General features: G+C 73.3%; 3 protein-coding genes. All 3 read right to left on the reverse strand.

Annotated elements, in window-relative coordinates; translation table 11 throughout:
* Positions 1-21 precede the first annotated feature (21 nt).
* The 3 genes from AC3CHW_RS31540 to AC3CHW_RS31550 are packed head-to-tail and all read right to left on the reverse strand — an operon-like array spanning position 22 to position 22,397.
* Positions 22-6,693, reverse strand: a complete 6,672-nt coding sequence (locus AC3CHW_RS31540) for an acyltransferase domain-containing protein (RefSeq protein ID WP_488471230.1) — start codon at positions 6,691-6,693, stop codon at positions 22-24.
* Positions 6,593-11,965, reverse strand: a complete 5,373-nt coding sequence (locus AC3CHW_RS31545; RefSeq protein ID WP_488471231.1) for a type I polyketide synthase — start codon at positions 11,963-11,965, stop codon at positions 6,593-6,595. Before AC3CHW_RS31545 ends, AC3CHW_RS31540 begins: the two co-directional genes overlap by 101 nt.
* A gap of 43 nt (positions 11,966-12,008) precedes the next feature.
* On the reverse strand, positions 12,009-22,397 hold the full coding sequence (locus AC3CHW_RS31550) for a type I polyketide synthase (protein ID WP_488468738.1): 10,389 nt from the start codon (positions 22,395-22,397) through the stop codon (positions 12,009-12,011).
* Between the last annotated feature and the right edge of the window lie 15 nt (positions 22,398-22,412).

The following is a 22,412-nucleotide window of genomic DNA, read 5'->3' on the forward strand; positions in this document are numbered from 1 at the left end:
TTCTCCACCGTCCGAACGCGATCAGAGGTCGGTACTGCCGAAGGCCAGGCCGATCAGGTCGTCCGCGTCCATCGCGTCGATCGACTCCAGGTCACCCGGGTCCGCGTCGGCCGCCGCCCCGTCGACCCGTGGCGCGGGCTCGGCCAGCTCCAACAGGGCGCCGAGCAACCCGGCCGCGCGGAGCCGGGCCGGGGCGACCGTGGCCAGCAGCCGACGGATCTCCGCGTCGTCCACCTCGCCGGCCTCGGCTCCCTCGCCCACCGTGGCCGGCTCACCCAGCGCCTCGGCCAGCTCCGTACGCAACTGCCCGGCCAGCGCGGCCGGCGTGGGATGGTCGAAGACCAACGTGGCGGGGAGCCGCAGACCGGTGGCCGCGCTCAGCCGGTTGCGCAGCTCGACCGCGGTCAACGAGTCCACGCCCAACTGCTTGAACGCCTGGTCGGGGCCGACCTCTCCGCTCGACGCGTAACTCAGCACGAGCGCCGTCTGCTCCCGCACCAACCCGAGCAGCAACCGGCCGCGCTCGGCGTCGGGCACCGAGGCCAGCCGCTCCACCAGCGCCCGCGCGCCACCGGCCGCCGGGCCAGCGCCGGCGGCGGCCACCCGTCGCGCCGGAGCCGCCACCAACCGCCGCAGCAGCGGCGGCACCCGCTGCGCCCCGAGCGCCACGCGCGCCGCGCCGGGGTCGAACCCCATCGCCACCACCGCGGCCCGGTCGGCGTCGAGCGCCGCGTCGAAGTGGGCGAGGCCCACGGCGTCGGAGAGCGGGGTCGTCCCGGCCCGGCGCAGCCGGGACAGGTCGGCCGCGTCCAGATGCCCCGTCATCCCGCTCTCCCGCTCCCACAGCCCCCAGGCCACCGAGACACCCGGCAGCCCCCGATCACGCCGATGCTGCGCGAGCGCGTCCAGGAAGGCATTGGCCGCCGCGTAGTTGCCCTGCCCGGGACCGCCCAGCACAGCGGCCGACGAGGAGAAGAGGATGAAGAAGTCGAGGGGGGTGTGTTGGGTGAGTTGGTGGAGGTGCCAGGCGGTGTGGGTTTTGGGTTGGAGGGTGGTGTGGGTGTGGTGGGGGGTGAGGTTGGTGAGGAGGGCGTCGTGGAGGGTGCCGGCGGTGTGGATGATGCCGGTGAGGGGGTGTTGGGGTGGGATGGTGGCGAGGGCGGTGGCGAGTTGTTGTGGGTTGCTGGTGTCGCAGGTGGTGATGGTGGGGGTGGCGCCGAGTTGGGTGAGTTGGTGGTGGAGTTGGGTGGCGTTGGGTGCGTGGGGTCCGCGGCGTGAGAGGAGGAGGAGGTGGCGTATGCCGTGGTGGGTGACGAGGTGGCGGGCGACGAGGCTGCCGAGGACTCCGGTACCACCCGTGATCACCACCGTCCCGTCCCGCGTCGCGGCGGGCGCGGGAGGCATGGTCAGCACCACCTTGCCGATGTGCCGGGCCTGACTCATGAAGCGGAACGCCTCCACCCCGCGCCGCACGTCCCAGGTGGCGGTGGGGAGCGGACGGAGGGTGCCCGCCGCGAACAGCGGCATCAGCGCCGCCATCATCCGGCCGATCCGCTCGTAACCGGCGTCGATCAGGTCGAACCACAGATACGACCTACCGGGATGGTCCGCCGCCACCCGCGCGGCGTCGCGGATGTCGGTCTTACCCATCTCGACGAACCGGCCGCCCTCGTTCAGCAGCCGCAGCGAGGCGTCCACGTACGCGTTGGCCAGCGAGTTCAGCACCACGTCCACCCCGTTGGACGCGGTGCGCGTGTGCTCCTCGAAGTCCAGCGACCGCGAGGACGCGATCCGCTCGGCCGGCACACCCAACGCCCGCAGCGTCGGCCACTTGGCCGGGCTCGCCGTCGTGAACACCTCGGCGCCGAGATGGCGCGCGAGTTGCAGGGCGGCCAGCCCCACGCCGCCGGTCGCCGCGTGGATCAGGACGGACTCGCCCTCCCGCAGCCCGGCCAACTCCACCAGGCCGTAGTAGGCGGTGAGGAACGCGATGGGCACCGAGGCGCCCTCGGTGTACGTCCAGCTCGCGGGCAACGGTACGAGCAGCCGCCGGTCGACGACCGCGACCGGCCCGAAGGAGCCGGGCACCATGCCCATCACCCGGTCACCGGGCGCCAGGTCCGTGACGTCGGACCCCACCTCCAGGACGACGCCCGCCGCCTCCCCGCCCATCACGTCCTGATCGACCATGCCCAGGCCAAGCAGCACGTCCCGGAAGTTCACCCCCGCCGCACGCACCGCCATCCGCACCTGCCCGGGCGCCAGCGGTGCGGCGGCCTCCGGGTACGGCACCAGCGCCAGGTTCTCCAGCGTGCCCTTGCCCCGCGTGTCCAGCCGCCAGGGCCCCCCGTCCGCCGGCGGCTCCAACGCCTGCCCGGGCTCGTCCCGCACCAGCCGGGGCACCAACAGCCGCCCGGCCCGCAACGCGAACTGCGGCTCACCCGAGGCGAGCGCACCGGCGAACGCGTCCCGGGACGCTTCGTGCCCGTCGAGGTCGGCCAGGACGAACCGGTCCGGGTTCTCCGTCTGCGCCGACCGCAGCAACCCCCACACCGGTGCGTGCACCAGATCCCGTACGGCCTCGCCGTCCCCGGCCACCACCGCGCCCCGCGTCACCACCACCAACCTGCCCGTGAACCGCGCGTCGGCCAGCCACGCCTGGGCAAGCCCGAGCACCCGATCGACCGCCTCCCGCACGGCCTCGGGCAGCTCCTCCTCGGCGGGCCCCACGCCAGCGCAGGTCACCACAACGGTGTCCGGCACCGCACCGGAATCCGCCAGCGCGGCCAGGTCCGCGTACGTGGCGAGCGGCGACCCCACGGCGGACCCGCCCAACGCGAGGTCGTCCGGGCCGACCAGGGCCCAGGGCGCGCCGGACTCCGACGCGTCACCCGGCGGGGGCACCTCCAGCCAGTCCACCCACAGCGCGGCGTCCCGGTCACCGGTGCCCGCCGCCCGCACCTGCTCCTCGGTCACCGCCCGACCCACCAGCGAGGCGACCTCGGCCACCGGAGCCCCGTCGGCGTCGGCCAGCGCGAGCGCGAGGCCGCCCTGCCCGTCGTCCGTCAGCCTGACCCGCAGCGCGGTGGCCCCGGACGCGTACAGCCGCACACCCGTCCACGAGAAGGGCAGCCGCATCGGAGCGGCGGGGTCGACGGCCCCGTGCAGCGCGGCGTCCAGCAGCGCCGGGTGCAGGCCGAACCCGTCCGCCGACTGGTCATCGGGCAGCCTGACCTCGGCGAACCACGCGTCACCGTGCCGCCACAGGGCGCGCAAGCCCTGGAACGCCGGCCCGTACCCGAGCCCGTTCGCCACCAGTCGCGGGTAGAACCCGTCGAGGTCCACCGGCTCCGCGCCCACTGGCGGCCACACCGCGAGATCCCAGTCCGGCTGCCTGGCACCGGTACCGACGAAACCGGTCGCGTGACAGCTCCAGGCGGAGTCGGCCCCGGCCTCGTCGGGCCGGGAGTGGATCGCCACCGGCCGCCGCCCGGAACCCTCCTCCGGAGCCCCGACGGTGAGCTGCAACCGGACGGCCTCCCCGTCCGGGACGACCAACGGCGCCGCGAGCGTCAACTCCTCCAGCACATCGCACCCGACCTGGTCACCCGCCCGGACGGCCAACTCCACCAGCGCCGCACCCGGCACCAACACCGTGCCCCACACCGCATGGTCGGCCAGCCAGGGCTGCGACCGCACCGACACCCTGCCGACGAGCACCGCGTCACCGCTCCCGCCCGCCAGCGACAACACACCCCCCAACAACGGATGCCCAGCCGCGTCCAACCCGGCCGACCGCACGTCCCCGACCGCCTCCGGGGCGGTGAGCCAGTAGTGCTGGCGTTGGAAGGGATAGGTGGGAAGGGTCAGGTGGTCGTGGGTCTGGTCTGGGGCGTGGGTGGTCCAGTTGATGGGTGTGTTGTGGGTGTGGAGGTGGGCGGCGTGGGTGAGGAGTTGGGTCCAGGTGCCGTGGTCGCGGCGGAGGGTTCCGGTGATGGTGACGTTGGTGGGTTGGTCGGCTTGGTCGGTGATGTCGTGGAGTGCGGTGGTGAGGATGGGGTGGGGGCTGATTTCGATGTAGGTGGTGTGTCCGTTGTTTAGGGCGGTGGTGGTGGCGTGGGTGAGGAGTACGGGTTGGCGGAGGTTGGTGTACCAGTAGTCGGCGGTGAGGTGGGTGGTGTCGAGGGCTTCGCCTGTGGTGGTGGAGTAGAAGGGGATGTCGCTCGTGGTGGGCTTTATGTCGGCGAGTTGTGTGAGGAGGTGCTCGCGGATGGTTTCGACGTGGGGGCTGTGGGAGGCGTAGTCGACGTTGATGCGTCGGGCGTGGATGTCGTGTTGTTCGCAGTGCTTGAGGAGGTCTTCGACTGCTGCGCCGTCTCCGGCGATGACGGTGGTGTGGGGTCCGTTGTGGGCGGCGATGTGAAGCTCTCGGTCCCAGGCTCCGGGGAGTTGTTGGGTTGCTTGGGGTGTGAGGGTGAGGGAGGCCATGGTGCCGTGGCCGGTGAGGGTGGTGTGGATGGCTTGGCTGCGGAGGGCGGTGATGCGTGCGCCGTCTTGGAGGGTGAGGGCGCCGGCGATGACGGCTGCGGGGATCTCACCCTGAGAGTGGCCGATGACGGCGGTGGGTTGGACGCCCAACGATTCCCACACTCGGGCCAGCGAGACCATGACGGCAAATAGTGCGGGTTGGACGACGTCGACGCGTTCGATGGGCTGGCCGTTGGTGAGTACGTCCGTCAACGACCAGTCGACGTACGGCGCCAGGGCGCTCTCGCAGTCGGCTATGGACTGTCGGAAGACTTCGGAGGTGTTCAGGAGGTCGGTGGCCATGCCGGTCCACTGTGAGCCCTGGCCGGGGAAGACGAAGACGGGTCGGCTGTGGTTTCCCTGCCCCGTCACCACGCTCGGGTGCTCCTGGCCGTCGGCCAGTGCGTCGAGGCCGGTGAGGAGTTCCGCGCGGTGGGTGCCGATGACGACGGCCCGGTGCTCGAACGTCGAGCGTTCCGTCGTCAGGGTCCGCGCGACGTCGGCCGTCGTCCACTCCGGGTGGGCGTCCACGGCGGCTCGGAGCCGGCTCGCGGCGGCGCGCAGTGCCTTGGCGGATCGGGCGGACAGCGGCCAGGCCACGGCCTGAGCCGCTGCGGGAACCCCCTCGCGTGGTTCCGGCCCCGGCTCCGGTGTCGCGGCGAACGCGGGTGCTTGTTCGAGGATGACGTGGGCGTTGGTGCCGCTGATGCCGAAGGAGGAGACGGCGGTTCGACGTGGGCGGCCTGTCTCGGGCCACTGGCGCTGCTCGGTGAGCAGGCGTACGGCGCCGGACTCCCAGTCGACGTGGGGTGTGGGCTCGTCGACGTGGAGGGTGGGTGGTAGTACGCCGTGGTGCATGGCTTGGACCATCTTGATGACGCCGCCGACGCCGGCGGCGGCCTGGGTGTGGCCGATGTTGGACTTGAGCGAGCCCAGCCACAGGGGTCGGTCGACCGGTCGTCCTTGGCCGTAGGTGGCGAGCAGGGCCTGGGCCTCGATCGGGTCACCGAGCGTGGTGCCCGTACCGTGCGCCTCCACCGCGTCGACCAGGTCGGCTGAAAGGCCGGCCGCGTCCAACGCCTGCTGGATGACGCGCTGTTGGGCGGGGCCGTTGGGCGCGGAGAGGCCGCTGCTCGCGCCGTCCTGATTGACCGACGACCCGCGCAGCACGGCGAGCACCGGGTGCCCCGCGCTGCGGGCCTCGGAGAGTCGTTCGATCAACAACATGCCCGCGCCCTCGCCCCAGGCCGTGCCGTCGGCCGAAGCCGCGAACGACTTGCAGCGGCCGTCCCTGGCCAGACCGCCCTGGCGGCTGAACTCCACGAAGGTGGTCGGCGTTGCCATCACGGTGACCCCGCCCGCCAGCGCCATGGCGCAGTCCCCGCGCCGTACGGCCTGGGCCGCCAGGTGCAGTGCGACCAGCGATGACGAGCACGCCGTGTCCAGCGTCACCGCCGGCCCTTCCAGGCCGAGCACGTAGGCGATCCGGCCCGAGGCCACGCTGCCCGCGTTGCCGCTGCCGAGGAACCCGGCGACGGGCTCGTCCACCTCGTCACCCAGGCGCGCGGCGTAGTCGTGGTACATCAGCCCGGCGAAGACGCCCACCCGGGAGCCGCGCAGCGTCGCCGGGACGATGCCCGCCCGCTCGAACGCCTCCCACGCCGTCTCCAGGAGCAGCCGTTGCTGTGGGTCCATCGCCAGCGCCTCGCGCGGGCTGATGTCGAAGAACGCCGGGTCGAAGCCGGTCGCGCCCTCCAGGAAGCCGCCCTCGCACACGTACGAGGTGCCGGGGCGCGTCCCGTCCGGATCGTAGAAGTCCTCCAGGTGCCAGCCGCGCTCCACGGGCGGTACGCCGATGGCGTCCTGCCCCGTGGACACCAGTCGCCACAGTTCTTCCGGGGTGTCGACGCCGCCGGGGAACCGGCAGCTCATCCCGATGATGGCGAGCGGTTCGCGGTCGGCTTCCTCCAACTCGGCCACCCGGCGCCGTGACTCGGTGAGTTCGGCCGTGGCCCAGCGCAGATGCTCGCGAAACTTGTCTTCCTGTGACACTTTGCGCCTGCTCCTAAAGCCGGTTCGAGTTCGGGGTCGGGGGAGTGCCGCGTTCCGTGCCGCGCAACTGGTCGAGGGCGGCGAAGAGTTCGTCGTCGCTCGCGACTGCGAGATCGGGCTGGTCCGGGGCGTCCTGTGGCTCGTCCGCCCAGCGGGACAGCAGGTCGCGCAGCCGGTGAGTGATCGAACCCCGCGCCTGGTCGTCGGCGGCGAAGGGAGTGAGGAACGCCTCCAGGCGGTCCAACTCGGCCAGTGCCGGGGCCACCTCGGTGCTCTGCCGCCCGCTCAGCTCGGCGCAGAGGTGGCCGGCCAGCGCGGTGGCGTTGGGGTAGTCGAAGATCAGCGTGCTGGGCAGCTCGACCCCGATCTCCTCGTGCAGCGCGGCCTGGAGGTCGAGGCTGGCGAGGGAGTCGAAGCCCAGGTCCACGAAGCCGAGGTCCGGGTCGATGCCGTCCTCCGGTGCCTCGCCGAGCGCCACCGCGGCCTGGGTCAGCACCAGTTCGGTGAGTGCCCGCAGCCGCTCCGGCTCCGGCATGGCCCGTAGCCGTTCCGCGGCGGGGAGGGCGCCGCCGCCGGTCGGGGTCGCTGGCGCGGCTGCCGTAGCCGGTGCGGGCGCTGGTGTCGGGGGAGGCGCGGCGGCTGACTCGGGGGCGGACGTCTCGGGGGCGGCCGGGTCGGTGGTCGGGGGAGGGGCGATGGAGGTGACCAGTTCGGCCAGGAGCGGAGCGAGGTGGCCGCGCTGAGCGCGGTCCCGTAGCCGGTCGGGGTCAAGCCGCAGCGGGATCAGCACCGGCTCTCCGGTCATCCCGCGAGCCGCGTCGAAGAGGTCGAGCGCGTCCGGTGTCGTCAGGGGCCGCACCCCGTCCCGGCCCATGCGCTCCAGCTCGCGGTCGGTCAACGCGCCGGTCAGCGCGCTGCGTTCGGCCCACGGGCCCCAGGCGAGCGACAGGGCGGGCAGGCCCTGGGTGTGTCGATGTCGGGCCAGGGCGTCCAGGCAGGCGTTGGCCGCGGCGTAACCCGCCTGGCCCGCGGGGCCGAAGGCGCCGGACGCGGAGGAGAAGACGATGAACTCCCGTAGGCCCAGATCGGCTGTCAGCTCGTGCAGGTGCCAGGCGGCGTCCACCTTGGGCCGGAGTACCGCCGCGATCCGCTCCGGCGTCAGCGTCGCCACCAGGCCGTCGTCGACGACTCCGGCCGTGTGGACCACGCCCGTCAGTGGCTGCCCGGCGGGTACCGAGCGCACCACGGCGGCCAGCGCCCGCCGGTCGGCCACGTCACACGCGGCGAACGCGACCTCCGTACCCAACCCGCCGAGTTCAGCGGCCAGTTCGGGCGCTCCCGGTGCTCGCTCGCCGCTCCGGCTGACCAGCAGCAGCCGCCGCACACCCTGCTCCGCCAGCCGTCGGGCGACCAACCCGCCAAGCGTGCCGGTGCCACCCGTGACCAGGACCGTGCCGTGCCCGGAGTCGGACGGCTGGCCCGCCCCGGTGCCCGCCGCCGGAGCCACCGGTGTCAGCCGGGCCACCAGCGGTCGGCCGTCGCGCAGGGTCACCTCCGGCTCGGTGTCCAGCAGCGCGAGCGCGGGTGCCAGCGCGGTGGCGGTCGTACCGGCCAGGTTCAGCAGGCCGAACCGGCGCGGGTGCTCCGAGCGGGCGCTGCGCAGCAGCCCCCGCACGGCCGCGCCCACCAGCCGGCGGCCCGGCTCCCCGACCCCGGCGGGCTCCGTGACGACAGCGACCAGCCGCGCGTCAGCGAGCCGGGGCTCGGCCAACCAGGCCCGCACCAGGCCCAGCAGCTCACCGGTCGCGGCGCGCACCGCTTCCGGTGGCGTCGCGGACGTACCTCCCGGCACGGGCACCGGCCACAGGACGGCCCCGGGCGGTGGCGCGCCCGCGGCCACCGCCGCGACCAGCGCAGCGAGGTCCGGATAGGACGCGTCGACGGCCAGCGGTAGCGCGTCCGTACCGCCGAGCACCGCCAGCGGGCCGGGCCCGCGATCGGTGCGGGGCGCCGGGACCCACTCCGTGCGCGACAGCGAGCCCGCCGCGGCGGGCACCGGCACCCGCAACGGCCGGGACTCCAGCCGGGTGACGGACAGAACCGGGACGCCGGCGGCGTCGGTGGCCGTCACCCGCACGGCGTGCGGGCCCTCGGGCGTGATCGACACGCGCAGGGTCTCCGCCCCGGCGGCGGTGACCGTCACGCCGTGCCACGCGTACGGGACGAGCAGCTCCGGGGCACCGTCCGGCGACGCGGCGACCACGGCCCGCAGCGCGGCGTCCCACAGCGCCGGGTGCACCCCGAACCGCCCGGCCTGGGCCTGCAGGGCGGCCGGCGACGACGCCTCGGCGAACACCTCGTCACCCCGCCGCCACACGGCCCGCAAACCGTCGAAGGCCGGGCCGGCACCGATGCCCAGCCGCGCCGAGCGCTCCGCGAAGTCGTCAAGTGCCACCGGCTCGGCCCCGTGCGGTGGCCAGTGGGCCGGGTCGGCCGCCGCGCCGACGCCATCGGGGCCGGGGCCGGGGACGGGGGTCAACGTGCCCATGGCGTGCTTGGTCCACCGGCCGTGAGGCTCGGTCGCCGGGCGGGCGGACAGCTCGACCCCGCGTCGCCCCGTGGCGTCCGGGGCGCTCACCCACAGGCGCAGGGCGCTGCCCTCGTCGGGGCCGGCGTCCGGGCCGGGCAGCTCCAGCGGAGCGATCAGCGTCAGCTCCGCGAGGTGCCCACACCCGGCCCGCGCACCCGCCCAGCACGCCAGCTCGACCACGGCCGTACCAGGCAGCAACACCCGGCCGAGGACGCGGTGGTCGGCGAGCCACGGGTGGGAGCGCGCGGACAGCCGCCCGGTGTACAACCACCCACCTCCGTCGGGCAACTCCACCGTGGCGTCGAGCAGCGGATGGTCGGCCGGGGTCAGCCCGGCCGCCGCCACGTCGGCCACCCTCGGACCGTCGTCCAGCCAGTAGCGGCGGCGGCGGAAGGCGTAGGTGGGCAGCTCCACCGTGGGCGCCCCACTCGGGAACGCCGCCGACCAGTCCACCGACAGGTGGTGGGCGTGCAGTGCGGCCAGCGCGGCGGGCAGCCCGTCGGCGCCGCTGACGCCACCGGCCGGCGAGGCGATCACGTGGACCTCGTGGCCGGTCACGGCGGTGACCGACGCGATGGCCGGGGCGACCGTGGCGCCCTCGCCCACCTCCACGAACAGCGTGTGGCCGCGCCCGAGCACCTCCCGGACGGCGGCGGCCGGGCCGTCAGGCGCCGCGTGGAACGGCACACGCGCCCCGGCCGGATCGACCGGCGCCACGACCGTGGAGGTCACCGCGCGGGCCCCCTCCTTCAACGACAGCGCACCCGCCACACACGCCCCGGCGACCGCGGCGGCGCCCACCCCGATCACCGCGGCGGGCCGTACGCCGTACTCCTCCCACAGCCCGGCCAGCGCGACCACGACCGCCCACCGCGCCGCCCGGTCGGCGGCCACGCCATCCGCCGTGGGCGCGGACCGGCCAGGGTCCGCGTCGGGCGTGGTGTGGGCGCCGCGCAGCACGTCCCGTACCGACCAGTCGGCGAAGCCACTCAGCGCCTCGTCACACTCGGCGAGGCGACGGGCGAACGCGGGCGAGACGTCAGCCAGCCGGCCCGCCCAGTCCAGCCGCTCCGGCGGGGCCAGCACGAACACGGCGCGCGCGGCAGTACGTACACAGCCGCGCGTCACGCCCGGCGCGTCCCGGTCCGCTGCCAGCGCCCGCACCCCCGCCAGCAGCGCGTCGCGGTCAGCGCCCCACACCACGGCCCGGTGGTCGAAGACCGAGCGGGCACGGGCCAACGCCGCGCCCACCTCGACGGCGGACAGCTCGGGGCGCTCCGCCACGTACGCGGCCAGCCGATCGGCCTGGGCCCGCAGCGCCCCGGCGCCACGCCCGGAGACCACCCACGGCACGCCGCCCGGCAGCGGCGCGAGCGGGGCCCGCACATCGGCACCGGTGTCCGCCCGGGACGGCTCCGGGGCGTGCTCCAGGACGACGTGCGCGTTGGTGCCACTGACCCCGAACGAGGAGACCCCCGCGCGGCGCGGGCGCCCCGTGTCCGGCCACGGCCGCTGCTCGGTCAGCAGCCGCACGGCACCGGCGGACCAGTCCACATGGGGGTTCGGCGTGTCGACGTGCAGCGTGCGGGGCAGGACACCGTGCCGCAGCGCGAGCACCATCTTGATCAGCCCGGCGACCCCGGCGGCGGCCTGCGCGTGGCCGATGTTGGACTTCACCGAGCCCAGCCACAGCGGCCGGTCGGCCGGCCGGTCCTGGCCGTACGTGGCGAGCAGGGCCTGGGCCTCGATCGGGTCGCCGAGCGTGGTGCCCGTGCCGTGCGCCTCGACGGCGTCCACATCCGACGCGGCCAGGCCGGCTCCCGCCAGCGCCTGCCGGATCACCCGTTGCTGCGCCGGCCCGCTCGGCGCGGTGAGCCCGCTGCTCGCGCCGTCCTGGTTGACGGCGCTGCCCCGGACCACCGCCAGGACGCGACGCCCGGCACGCCGCGCGTCCGACAGCCGCTCAAGCAGGAGCATGCCCACCCCCTCGCCCAGGGCGGTGCCGTCGGCCCCGGCCGCGAACGCCTTGCAGCGCGCGTCACCCGCCAGCCCCCGCTGCCGGCTGAACTCGACCAGCGCCATCGGCGAGGCCATCACCGTCACCCCACCCGCCAGGGCCAGCGCGCAGTCACCCGCACGCAGCGCCCGCGCCGCCTGGTGCACGGCGACCAGCGACGACGAACAGGCCGTGTCGAGACTGATCGCCGGTCCCCGCAGACCGAGCGCGTACGCCACCCGACCGGAGGCCACGCTGCCCGTACTGCCGTTGCCGAGATAGCCCTCGAACTCGCCCGGCGGATGCCGGAGCCGGGCCGCGTAGTCCTGGTAGATGACACCGGCGAACACCCCGGTACGGGAGCCGCGCAGGGCCGTCGGGTCGATGCCGGCCCGCTCGACCGCCTCCCAGCACGTCTCCAGGAGCAGCCGCTGCTGCGGATCGGTGGCCAGCGCCTCACGGGCACTCATCCCGAAGAACCCCGAGTCGAAGGAGGCGGCGTCCTGGAGGAATCCGCCCTCGCGTACGGAGACGCTGCCGCGCCGGGCCGGGTCCGGGTCGTACAGGTCCGGGTCCCAGCCGCGATCGGTCGGGAACGGGGAGATGACGTCCTGCCCCTCTGTGACCACCCGCCACAGTTCCTCGGGCGACGTCACGCCGCCGGGAAAGCGGCAGGCCATGCCCACGATCGCGATCGGCTCACCGCTGGCCTCCTCGACCTCCCGCAGTCGCCGCCGGGTCCGGCGCAGGTCCGAGGTCAGCCGTTTGAGGGTGTCGAGAACCTTCTCGTCGCTCGTCATGCTGGTGTACGTCTCCCCCCGGGAGTGGTCCAGGTCGTTCACGTCAGCCCCGCAGTTCGTCGTCGACGATGTCCAGGAACTCGTCCAGGGACACGTCACCGAACTCGTCACCCTCCCCAGCGCGCCGCTCCCCTCCGGCCCCGCTCCCGCCCCCACCGTCGGCCGCGCCCACGACGCCCGCCAACAACGCGCGCAGTCGCGTCACCACCTGCTCACGCGCCGGGTCGTCCGCCACCACCGCCGACAGGTCCGCCGCCATGCCGTCGAGCCGGGTCAACAACGCCTCGGCGTCCGGACGTTCACGCTCCCGGAGCAACTCGTCGAGGCGGCCCGCCACCTCCGCCGGCGTGGGGTGGTCGAAGACCAGGGTGGAAGGCAGCCGCAACCCGGTGGCCGCGCTCAACCGGTTCCGCAGCTCCACCGCCCGCAGCGAGTCATAGCCCGCGTCGAGGAAGCCGCGCTCGTCGTCGATGGCGTCGGCCGCCGCGTAACCCAGGACCAACGCGGCCTGTGTCCTGACCAACTCCCGCAACGCGTGCGCTCGTTCGGCAGCCGGCAGTCCGGAGAGGGCCAGTGTGGCGCCGGGTTCCGCGGCGTCTCCCGTGCCGCCCGGCGCGGCCGACGCGCTGCCCGCGACCGCACGGGACGGCGCAGCGCCGAGCAGGCCCCGCAGCAGCGCGGGACGCGCACCGGGCCTGGCGCGCATCGCGGCCAGGTCGAGCCGCACCGGGAGCACCAGGGGCCGGTCCTGCCCGAGCGCGAGGTCGAACAGCGCCAACCCGTCCGCCGAGGACAACGGCAGCACACCCGTTCGCCGCAGCCGCGCCAGGTCTTCCTCACCCAGCCCGCCGGTCATCTCACTGACCTCCTCCCACAGCCCCCACGCCATCGACACCGCCGGCAGCCCCGCCCCCCTGCGGTAGTCCGCCAGCGCGTCCAGATAACCGTTGGCCGCCGCGTAGTTGGCCTGACCCGCGCTACCGAGCACGCCCCCGGCCGCCGAGAAGAGGATGAAGAAGTCGAGGGGGGTGTGTTGGGTGAGTTGGTGGAGGTGCCAGGCGGTGTGGGTTTTTGGTTGGAGGGTGGTGTGGGTGTGGTGGGGGGTGAGGTTGGTGAGGAGGGCGTCGTGGAGGGTGCCGGCGGTGTGGATGATGCCGGTGAGGGGGTGTTGGGGTGGGATGGTGGCGAGGGCGGTGGCGAGTTGTTCGTGGTTGCTTGTGTCGCAGGTGGTGATGGTGGGGGTGGCGCCGAGTTGGGTGAGTTGGTGGTGGAGTTGGGTGGCGTTGGGTGCGTGGGGTCCGCGGCGGGAGAGGAGGAGGAGGTGGCGTATGCCGTGGTGGGTGACGAGGTGGCGGGCGATGAGGCTGCCGAGGACTCCGGTACCACCCGTGATCACCACCGTCCCCTCCGACCGCGACGCCGGGAGACCAGCCGTGGCCGGCGGACGACTCCGCTCCAACCGTGGCACCCACACCCGCCCCGCCCGCACGGCGCACTGCGGCTCGGCCCCGGCGAGCACATCCGCCAGCACCCGCCCCGAGCCGGCGTCCGCGTCCAGGTCCACCAGCGCGAACCGGTCCGGGTGCTCGGCCTGCGCGGACCGCACCATCCCCCACACGGAGGCCGCCGCCAGGTCCGACACGGACTCCGCCGGCCCACCGCCCGCCGCGGGCGCCACCGCCACGGCCCCCCGCGTCACCAGGACAAGCCGCGCGTCCCCGAACCTCTCCTCCCGCACCCACTCCTGGAACAGGCCGAGCATGCGCACCACCGCGTCGCTGGCCGCGTCGGCCGAGTGGCGGTCCGCGTCACGCGACAACGGCCACGGGACCACCACGACCGGCGGCACACCAGCCTCGCCCTCGTCCACGGCCCGGGCGAGATCCGCCAGCGACGCGTGGGCCTCCACGGCGCTCCCGGCCCCCAGCAGCGCCGGGCCGACCCCGAGCCCGTCCCCACCCACCACCGCACAGCGCGCCACCCGACCCGCCCCCGGCGCGTCGGCGGACGCCGCGTGCCACGCCACCTGGAACAGCGAGTCCGCCACCGCCCGGCCCGACACGGCCAACTGCCGCTGGTCCACCGGCCGTACCGCCAGCGCGGCGACCGTGGCCACCGGCGCTCCCCGCCCATCGGCCACCGCGAGCGACATCGTGTCGGGCCCGGTCGGCGTCAGCCGTACGCGCAGGTCGGTGGCGCCGGTGGCGTGCAGAGTCACCCCCCGGAAGGAGAACGGCAGCACGACCCGCTCCACACCGTCGAGCATCGTCGCGTGCAGGGCCGCGTCCAGCAGTGCGGGGTGCAGGTCGAAGCGATCGGCGTCGGCGTGTCGCGCCTCGGGCAACCGCACCTCCGCGAACACCTCCGCGCCACGCCGCCAGGCGGCCCGCAGCCCCTGGAACGCGGGCCCGTAGACCAGACCTCCCTCCGCCAGCCGCGGATAGATCCCCTCGACCGCCACCGACACGGCTCCCTCTGGAGGCCAACTCGCCGCTTCGTCCCAGCCCGACGCCGCATCCGCCCTCGCTCCCGCATCCGTCTCCGCGTTCGCCGACAACGACCCGGTCGCGTGGCACGTCCACGCCGCCTCGTCCCCCTGCGGGGCGTGTGGTCGGGTGTGGATGGTGAGGGGGTGTTGTCCGGTGGTGTTGGGGGTGCCGATGTGGATTTGGAGGTGGTGGGGTTGGTGGTGGGTGAGGGTGAGTGGGGTGTGGAGGGTGAGTTCTTCGATGTGGTGGAGTCCGGTGTGGTGTGCGGTGTGGAGGGCGAGTTCGAGGAGTGCGGTGCCGGGGAGGAGTGGGGTGTTCCAGAGTGCGTGGTCGGTCAGCCAGGGGTGGGTGTGGGTGGAGATGTGTCCGGTGTAGAGGGTTTCTTGGCTGGTGGCGAGGGTGGTACGGGTGAGCAGGAAGGGGTGGTCGGCGGTGTGGGCGTTGGGGTGTGTGGTGGAGGGGGTGGTGAGCCAGTAACGCTGGCGTTGGAAGGGGTAGGTGGGGAGGTCGAGGAGGTGGTGGGTTGCGTTCGGGGTGTGGGTGTTCCAGTTGATGGGTGTGTGGTGGGTGTGGAGGTGGGCGGCGTGGGTGAGGAGTTGGGTCCAGGTGCCGTGGTCGCGGCGGAGGGTTCCGGTGATGGTGACGTTGGTGGGTTGGTCGGCTTGGTCGGTGATGTCGTGGAGTGCGGTGGTGAGGATGGGGTGCGGGCTGATCTCGATGAAGGTGGTGTGTCCGTTGTTTAGGGCGGTGGTGGTGGCGTGGGTGAGGAGTACGGGTTGGCGGAGGTTGGTGTACCAGTAGTCGGCGGTGAGGTGGGTGGTGTCGAGAGCCTGACCGGTGGTGGTGGAGTAGAACGGGATGTCGCTCGTTGTGGGCTTCAGGTCTGCTAGTTGGTTGCTTAGTTGCTCGCGTACGGGTTCGACGTGGGGGCTGTGGGAGGCGTAGTCGACGTTGATGCGTCGGGCGTGGATGTCGTGTTCTTCGCAGTGCTTGAGGAGGTCTTCGACTGCTGCGCCGTCTCCGGCGATGACGGTGGTGTGGGGCCCGTTGTGGGCAGCGATGTGAAGCTCTCGGTCCCATGCCCCGGGGAGTTGTTGGGTTGCTTCGGGCGTGAGGTTGAGGGAGGCCATGGCGCCGTGGCCGGTGAGGGTGGTGTGGATGGCCTGGCTGCGGAGGGCGGTGACGCGGGCCCCGTCTTCGAGGGTCAACGCGCCCGCGATGACGGCCGCCGAGATCTCCCCCTGCGAGTGGCCGATGACAGCGGTGGGTCGGACGCCCAACGATTCCCAGACGCGGGCCAGCGAGACCATGACGGCAAATAGTGCGGGTTGGACGACGTCGACGCGTTCGATGGGCTGGCCGTTGGTGAGTACGTCCGTCAACGACCAGTCAACGTACGGCGCCAGGGCGTTCTCACACTCGGCTATCGACTGTCGAAAGACCTCGGAGGTGCCCAGGAGGTCGGTGGCCATGCCGGTCCACTGTGAGCCCTGGCCAGGGAAGACGAAGACGGGCTTGGTGTGGTTTCCCTGTCCCGTCACCACGCTGGGGTGTTCGTCACCGTTGGCGAGGGCGTGGAGTGCCTCTCGTAGGTGGTTGCGGTCGCGGGTGAGGAGGACGGCGCGGTGTTCGAGGGCGGCTCGGCCGGTGAGGAGCGCGTGGGCGATGGCGTACGGGTCGGCCTCCGGGTGCTCTTCGACGTACGTGGCGAGCTGCGTGGCCTGGGCGCGGAGGGCTTGGGGGTCGCGGGCGGAGAGGACGATCGGTACGACGCCCGTCTCATCCGGTGTGCTCTCGTCGACCGGCGCGGCCTGCGGCTCGGGGGCCTCCTCCAGGATGACGTGGGCGTTGGTGCCGCTGATACCGAAGGCCGACACGGCGGCCCGGCGGGGCCCGGTCTCACCGCGTACCCAGGCACGTTCCTCGGTCAGCAGCTCGACCGCGCCGGCCGTCCAGTCCACGTGAGTGGTGGGCTTGGACACGTGAAGGGTGCGGGGGAGGACCCCGTGACGCATGGCTTGCACCATCTTGATGACGCCGGCGACGCCGGCGGCGGCCTGGGTGTGGCCGATGTTGGACTTGATCGAGCCCAGCCACAGGGGTCGGTCGGCCGGTCGGTCCTGGCCGTAGGTGGCGAGCAGGGCCTGGGCCTCGATCGGGTCACCGAGGCGGGTGCCGGTGCCGTGTGCCTCGACCGCGTCCACCTCGCCCGGGGCCAGCCGTGCCGCGGCCAGCGCCGCGCGGATGACACGCTGTTGTGAGGGGCCGTTAGGGGCGGCGAGACCGTTGGAGGCGCCGTCCTGGTTGGTCGCCGAGCCCCGGATGACGGCGAGCACCTGGTGTCCGTTGCGCCGGGCGTCCGAGAGCCGTTCGAGCAACACCATGCCGGCGCCCTCGGACAGCCCGAAGCCGTCCGCCTCGTCGGAGAACGCCATGCAGCGCCCGCTCGCGGACAGCGCCCCTATCCGGCCGAACCCGATGAAGACGTCCGGCGTGGGCATCACCACCGCGCCGCCCGCGAGCGCCATCGTGCACTCGCCCGTACGCAGCGCCTGGGCGGCCAGATGCAGGGAGACCAGCGACGACGAGCACGCCGTGTCCACCGTGACCGCCGGGCCCTCAAGCCCGAACGTGTAAGCCAGACGGCCCGAGATGACGCTGGTGACGCCGCCGGTGATGACGTAGTCCTGGACGGCGGGCGGCGCGTCGGCCGACCGGGGGCCGTACCCGTGGGACATCGCGCCGATGTACGTCCCGGTACGGCTGCCGCGTAGCGTCGCCGGGTCGATGCCCGCGCGCTCGAACGCCTCCCAGGAGGTCTCCAGCACCAACCGCTGTTGCGGGTCCATGGCCAGCGCCTCGCGCGGTCCGATGCCGAAGAACGCCGCGTCGAACCCGGCGACATCGCGCAGGAAGCCGCCTTCCCCGGTACGCCGACGGCCCGCGTCGTCGCCTTCGGCGCCGCCGATGCCGAAGGACTCGGCCAGGTCCCAGCCACGGTCGGTCGGCGGTGCCGAGATGGCGTCCCCACCGCTCCTCACCAGCCGCCACAGGTCGTCGGGGCTGGCGACGCCACCGGGGAAGCGGCAGGCCATGGCGATGATGGCGATCGGATCATCGTCCGTGGCCGCATTGTCCGTGGCCGCCGCCGTGGCCACCGGTGCCGTCCCCTGGTCGGCCGTGGACCCGTGCGGAGCGGCCATCAGCAACTCGCGCAGGTGGGTCGCCAGCACCAGAGGCGTCGGATAGTCGAAGACCAGGGTTGCCGGCAGCCGGAGCCCCGTCGCCTCGGCGAGCCGGTTGCGCAGGGCGAGCGAGGTCAGTGAGTCGAACCCGGCGTCCTTGAAGGCCCGGTCCACCCGAGTGGACTCGGCCGTGCCGAGCCCGAGCACCACCACGGCATGCCGGGTGATCAGCTCGGTCAGCTCCGTCTCCTGGTCCGCGGCGGTCAGCGTGGCCAACCGGTCACGTAGTTCCGCGGCGGCGCCGGCGCCGGCCGCGGCCTCCTCGGTACGGGGAGCGTCGGGCCGCTCCAGCAGCCGCCGGGCAGCCGGCAACGCGTCCAGCAGTCGACTCGGCCGCATCGAGGTGAACAGGGGAACGAAGCGCTCCCAGTCGATGTCGGCCACGGCCACGAACGTGTCGTCCTGGTCGAGCGCCTGCTGGAGCGCGGCGACGGCCAACTCCGCGGGCATCAGCGGCAGCCCCTGACGACGCACCCGCGCCCGGGTCTCCTGGACGTCCACACCGTCGAGGTTCCGCCAGGTGTGCACGGCGTCTTCCCACACACCCCAGGCCACCGACGTCATCGGCATCCCGCGCGCCCGACCCTGTTCCGCCAGCGCGTCCAGGGCCGCGTTCGCCGCCGCGTACGCCGCGTGGTCACCACTGCCCCAGAACCCCGCGATGGACGAGAAGAGGACGAACGCGTCCAACTCACCCGGGTCGAGCAACTCCGCCAGGTGCGCCGCACCGGCGACCTTGGCCGCCAGCACCGCGTCCATGCTGGTCAGCGAGGTATCACCGACCGGCGCCAGCTCGATGAAGGCGGCGGCGTGCAGCACCGTCCGTACGGTGTGTCCCTCCGCCCGCAGCGTGCCGAGCAGGGCCGCCACCGCGTCACGGTCGGCCACGTCGCAGGCCGCGACGGTCACACCCACACCCCGCCGTTCGAGGTCGCTCACCCACTCCGAGGCACCGGGCGCGGCCGGCCCCGACCGGCTGACCAGCACCAGATGCTCGGCCCCCTGGGTGGCCAGCCAGTCCGCCAGCCGGGGCGCGAGACTTCCGGTCCCACCCGTGATCAGCACCGTGCCCCGAGGACGCCACCGGCGCGCCGACCGCGCGCCACCCGCCGCGCTCACCATCCGCCGCGCGAGCAACCCGGCGGAACGCACCGCCACCTGGTCCTCGCCCGTCGCGCCGGACAGCACCTGCCGCAGCAACGCGACCGACCGCGCGTCCAGGCTCTCCGGCAGGTCCACCAACCCGCCCCACAACCCCGGATGCTCCAGAGCCACCACCCGGCCGAGCCCCCAGACCTGCGCCTGCGCCGGATCGGCCGGAGCGTCCGAGTCCCCCGTGGCCACCGCACCCCGGGTGACGCTCCACAGCGGCGCCCGCACCCCGAGCTGGCTCAGGGCCTGGACCAGGGTCAGCGTCAGGGCCGTCCCCGTCGCCAGCGCGCCGAACCGGGGGTGCGGACGCGAGTCCACCCCCACGAACGACAGCACACCCGCCGCCTCGGTTTCCCCTTCCGCGCTCCGCGCACCAGCGAGCACGTCCCGCAGCCGGGCAGCGAGCGCGTCGCGGTCGGCGTCCGCCTCGGTCAGCTCCACGGGCACGATCCGAGCGCCGTGGCCACCGAGTACGCGCAGCGCCTCCGTAACCCACGGGTCCGTGTCGTGCCCGGCGGCGAGGGCCACGAGCCAGGTGCCGGTCAGTGGCGCGGGTGACACCCGCGCCACCGGCTTCCAGGCGATCCGGTAGCGCCACCCGTCGACCGCGTCGCGGTCACGGTGTTGCCTGCGCCATGCCGACAGCGTCGGCAACAGCGCGGACAGCGACGAGCGCCCGGACTCGTCCTCGATCCGGAGCGCCTCCGTCAACGCGCCGACGTCCCCACCCTCCACCGCCGCCCAGAACCCCGCGTCCGCCTCGTCCCCCGGCGCCTGGTCACCCAGCCCGCCACCGGCTGCCTCGTCATAGATCCACAGGTGCTGGCGTTGGAAGGGGTAGGTGGGGAGGTCGAGTTGGGGAGCGGTGGTGGGGAGGGTGGTGTTCCAGTTGATGGGTGTGTTGTGGGTGTAGAGGTGGGCGGCGTGGGTGAGGAGTTGGGTCCAGGTGCCGTGGTCACGGCGGAGGGTTCCGGTGATGGTGACGCTGGCAGGTTGGTCGACTTCGTCGGCGATGTCGTGGAGCGCGGCGGTGAGGATGGGGTGGGGGCTGATCTCGATGAAGGTGGTGTGTCCGTTGCTTAGGGCGGTGGTGGTGGCGTGGGTGAGGAGTACGGGTTGGCGGAGGTTGGTGTACCAGTAGTCGGCGGTGAGCTGGGTGGTGTCGAGAGCCTGTCCGGTGGTGGTCGAGTAGAACGGGATGCTGCCCTTGCGGGGCTTCACCTCGGCCAGTACGTCGGTGAGCTGGGCACTGATGGCCTCGACGTGGGGCGTGTGGGACGCGTAGTCGACATTGACGCGTCGGGCGTGGATGTCCCGTTCCGCGCAGAGTGCGAGGAGGTTGTCCACCGCGACGGTGTCGCCGGCGATGACGGTCGTGTGGGACCCGTTGTGGGCGGCGACGTGAAGCTCTCGGCCCCATGCCCCGGGGAGTTGTTGGGTTGCTTCGGGCGTGAGGGTGAGGGAGGCCATGGCGCCGCGGCCGGTGAGGGTGGTGTGGATGGCCTGGCTGCGGAGGGCGGTGACGCGGGCCCCGTCTTCGAGGGTCAACGCGCCCGCGATGACGGCCGCCGGGATCTCCCCCTGCGAGTGGCCGATGACGGCGGTGGGTCGGACGCCCAACGATTCCCACACTCGGGCCAGCGAGACCATCACGGCGAACAGCGCGGGCTGGACCACATCCACGCGCTCGATGGGCTGCCCGTTGGTGAGTACGTCGGTGAGTGACCAGTCGACGTACGGCGCCAGGGCGTTCTCACACTCGGCTATCGACCGTCGGAAGACCTCGGAGGTGCGCAGAAGGTCGGTGGCCATGCCGGTCCACTGTGACCCCTGGCCGGGGAAGACGAAGACGGGCCTGGCATGGTCGGCGTTGCCGGTGATCACGCTGGGGTGTTCGTCACCCTTGGCGAGGGCGTGCAGTGCCTCCAGCAGGTGGCCCCGGTCGTGAGCCAGGAGCACGGCGCGGTGTTCAAGGCTGGCGCGCGCCGTGAGCAGCGTGTGCGCGATGGCGTACGGGTCGGCCTCGGGGTGCTCCTCGACGTACGCGGCGAGCCGCGCGGCCTGGGCGCGCAGCGCCTGGGCGTCGCGCGCCGAGACGACGACCGGCACGACACCCGTGTCGACGGCCGGTCCCCGGCCCTCGGGGACAGCCTCCTGCTCGGGGGCCTGTTCCAGGATGACGTGGGCGTTGGTGCCGCTGATGCCGAACGAGGAGACCGCGGCCCGGCGCGGACGACCTGCCTCGGGCCACTCCCGCTGCTCGGTGAGCAGCCGTACGGTGCCGGCCTCCCAGTCGACGTGGGGTGTGGGCTCGTCCACGTGCAGCGTGCGGGGCAGTACGCCGTGGCGCATGGCCTGCACCATCTTGATGACGCCACCGACGCCGGCGGCGGCCTGGGTGTGCCCGACATTGGACTTGAGCGAGCCCAGCCACAGCGGCTGGTCGGCGGGCCGGTCCTTCCCGTAGGTGGCGAGCAGGGCCTGGGCCTCGATCGGGTCGCCGAGGCGGGTGCCGGTGCCGTGCGCCTCCACCGCGTCCACCTCGTGCGGTGCCAGCCGCGCGTCGGCCAGCGCCTGCATGATGGCGCGCTCCTGCGCCGGGCCGTTGGGGGCCGAGAAACCGCTGCTGCTGCCATCCTGGTTGATGGCCGAGCCGCGCAGTACGGCGAGCACCCGGTGGTTGTTGCGCCGCGCCTCGGAGAGGCGTTCCAGCACCAGGACGCCGACGCCCTCGCCCCAGCCGGTGCCGTCGGCCGAGGCGGCGAACGCCTTGCAGCGGCCGTCGGGGGAGAGCCCGCGCTGCCGGCTGAACTCGACGAACCCGATCGGCGTGGTCATCACCGTCACGCCACCGACGAGGGCCATGGAGCACTCGCCCGCCCGCAGCGACTGGCCCGCCAGGTGCAGCGCGACCAGCGACGACGAGCACGCCGTGTCCACCGTGACGGCGGGCCCCTCCAGCCCCAGGGTGTACGCGACGCGGCCCGAGACCACACTGCCCAGGCTGCCCGTCATCAGGTAGCCCTCAAGGTCGTCCGGTGTCTTGTGCAGCCTGGCGGCGTAGTCCTGGTGCATCACACCGGCGAACACCCCCGTACGGCTGCCCCGCACCGCCGTGGGGTCGACGCCCGCGCGTTCGAGCGCCTCCCACGCCACCTCCAGCAGGACGCGTTGCTGCGGGTGCATGGCGGTCGCCTCGCGCGGACTGATCCCGAAGAACTCCGGATCGAACTCGGCGGCGCCGCTCAGGAAGCCACCGGAGCGCGTGTAGCTCTTGCCGACGGCGTCCGGGTCCGGGTCGTAGAGTTCGGCGACGTCCCAGCCACGGTCCTCGGGGAAGCTGGTGACGGCGTCGCCCCCGCTGGCCACCAACTGCCACAGCTCCTCCGGCGAGCTGACGTCCCCGGGGTAGCGGCAGGCCATGCCGACGATGGCGATCGGCTCGGAGGCCGCCGTGGTCAGCGCGTGGTTGCGCCGTCGCAGGGACTCGACCTCCTTGAGGGAGGCCCGCAGTGCCTTGACGACTTCTTCGCTCGATGCGGTCATCGATAACTCCGAACC

This window comes from Streptomyces sp. MGP-BFMKR1 (assembly GCF_057766585.1).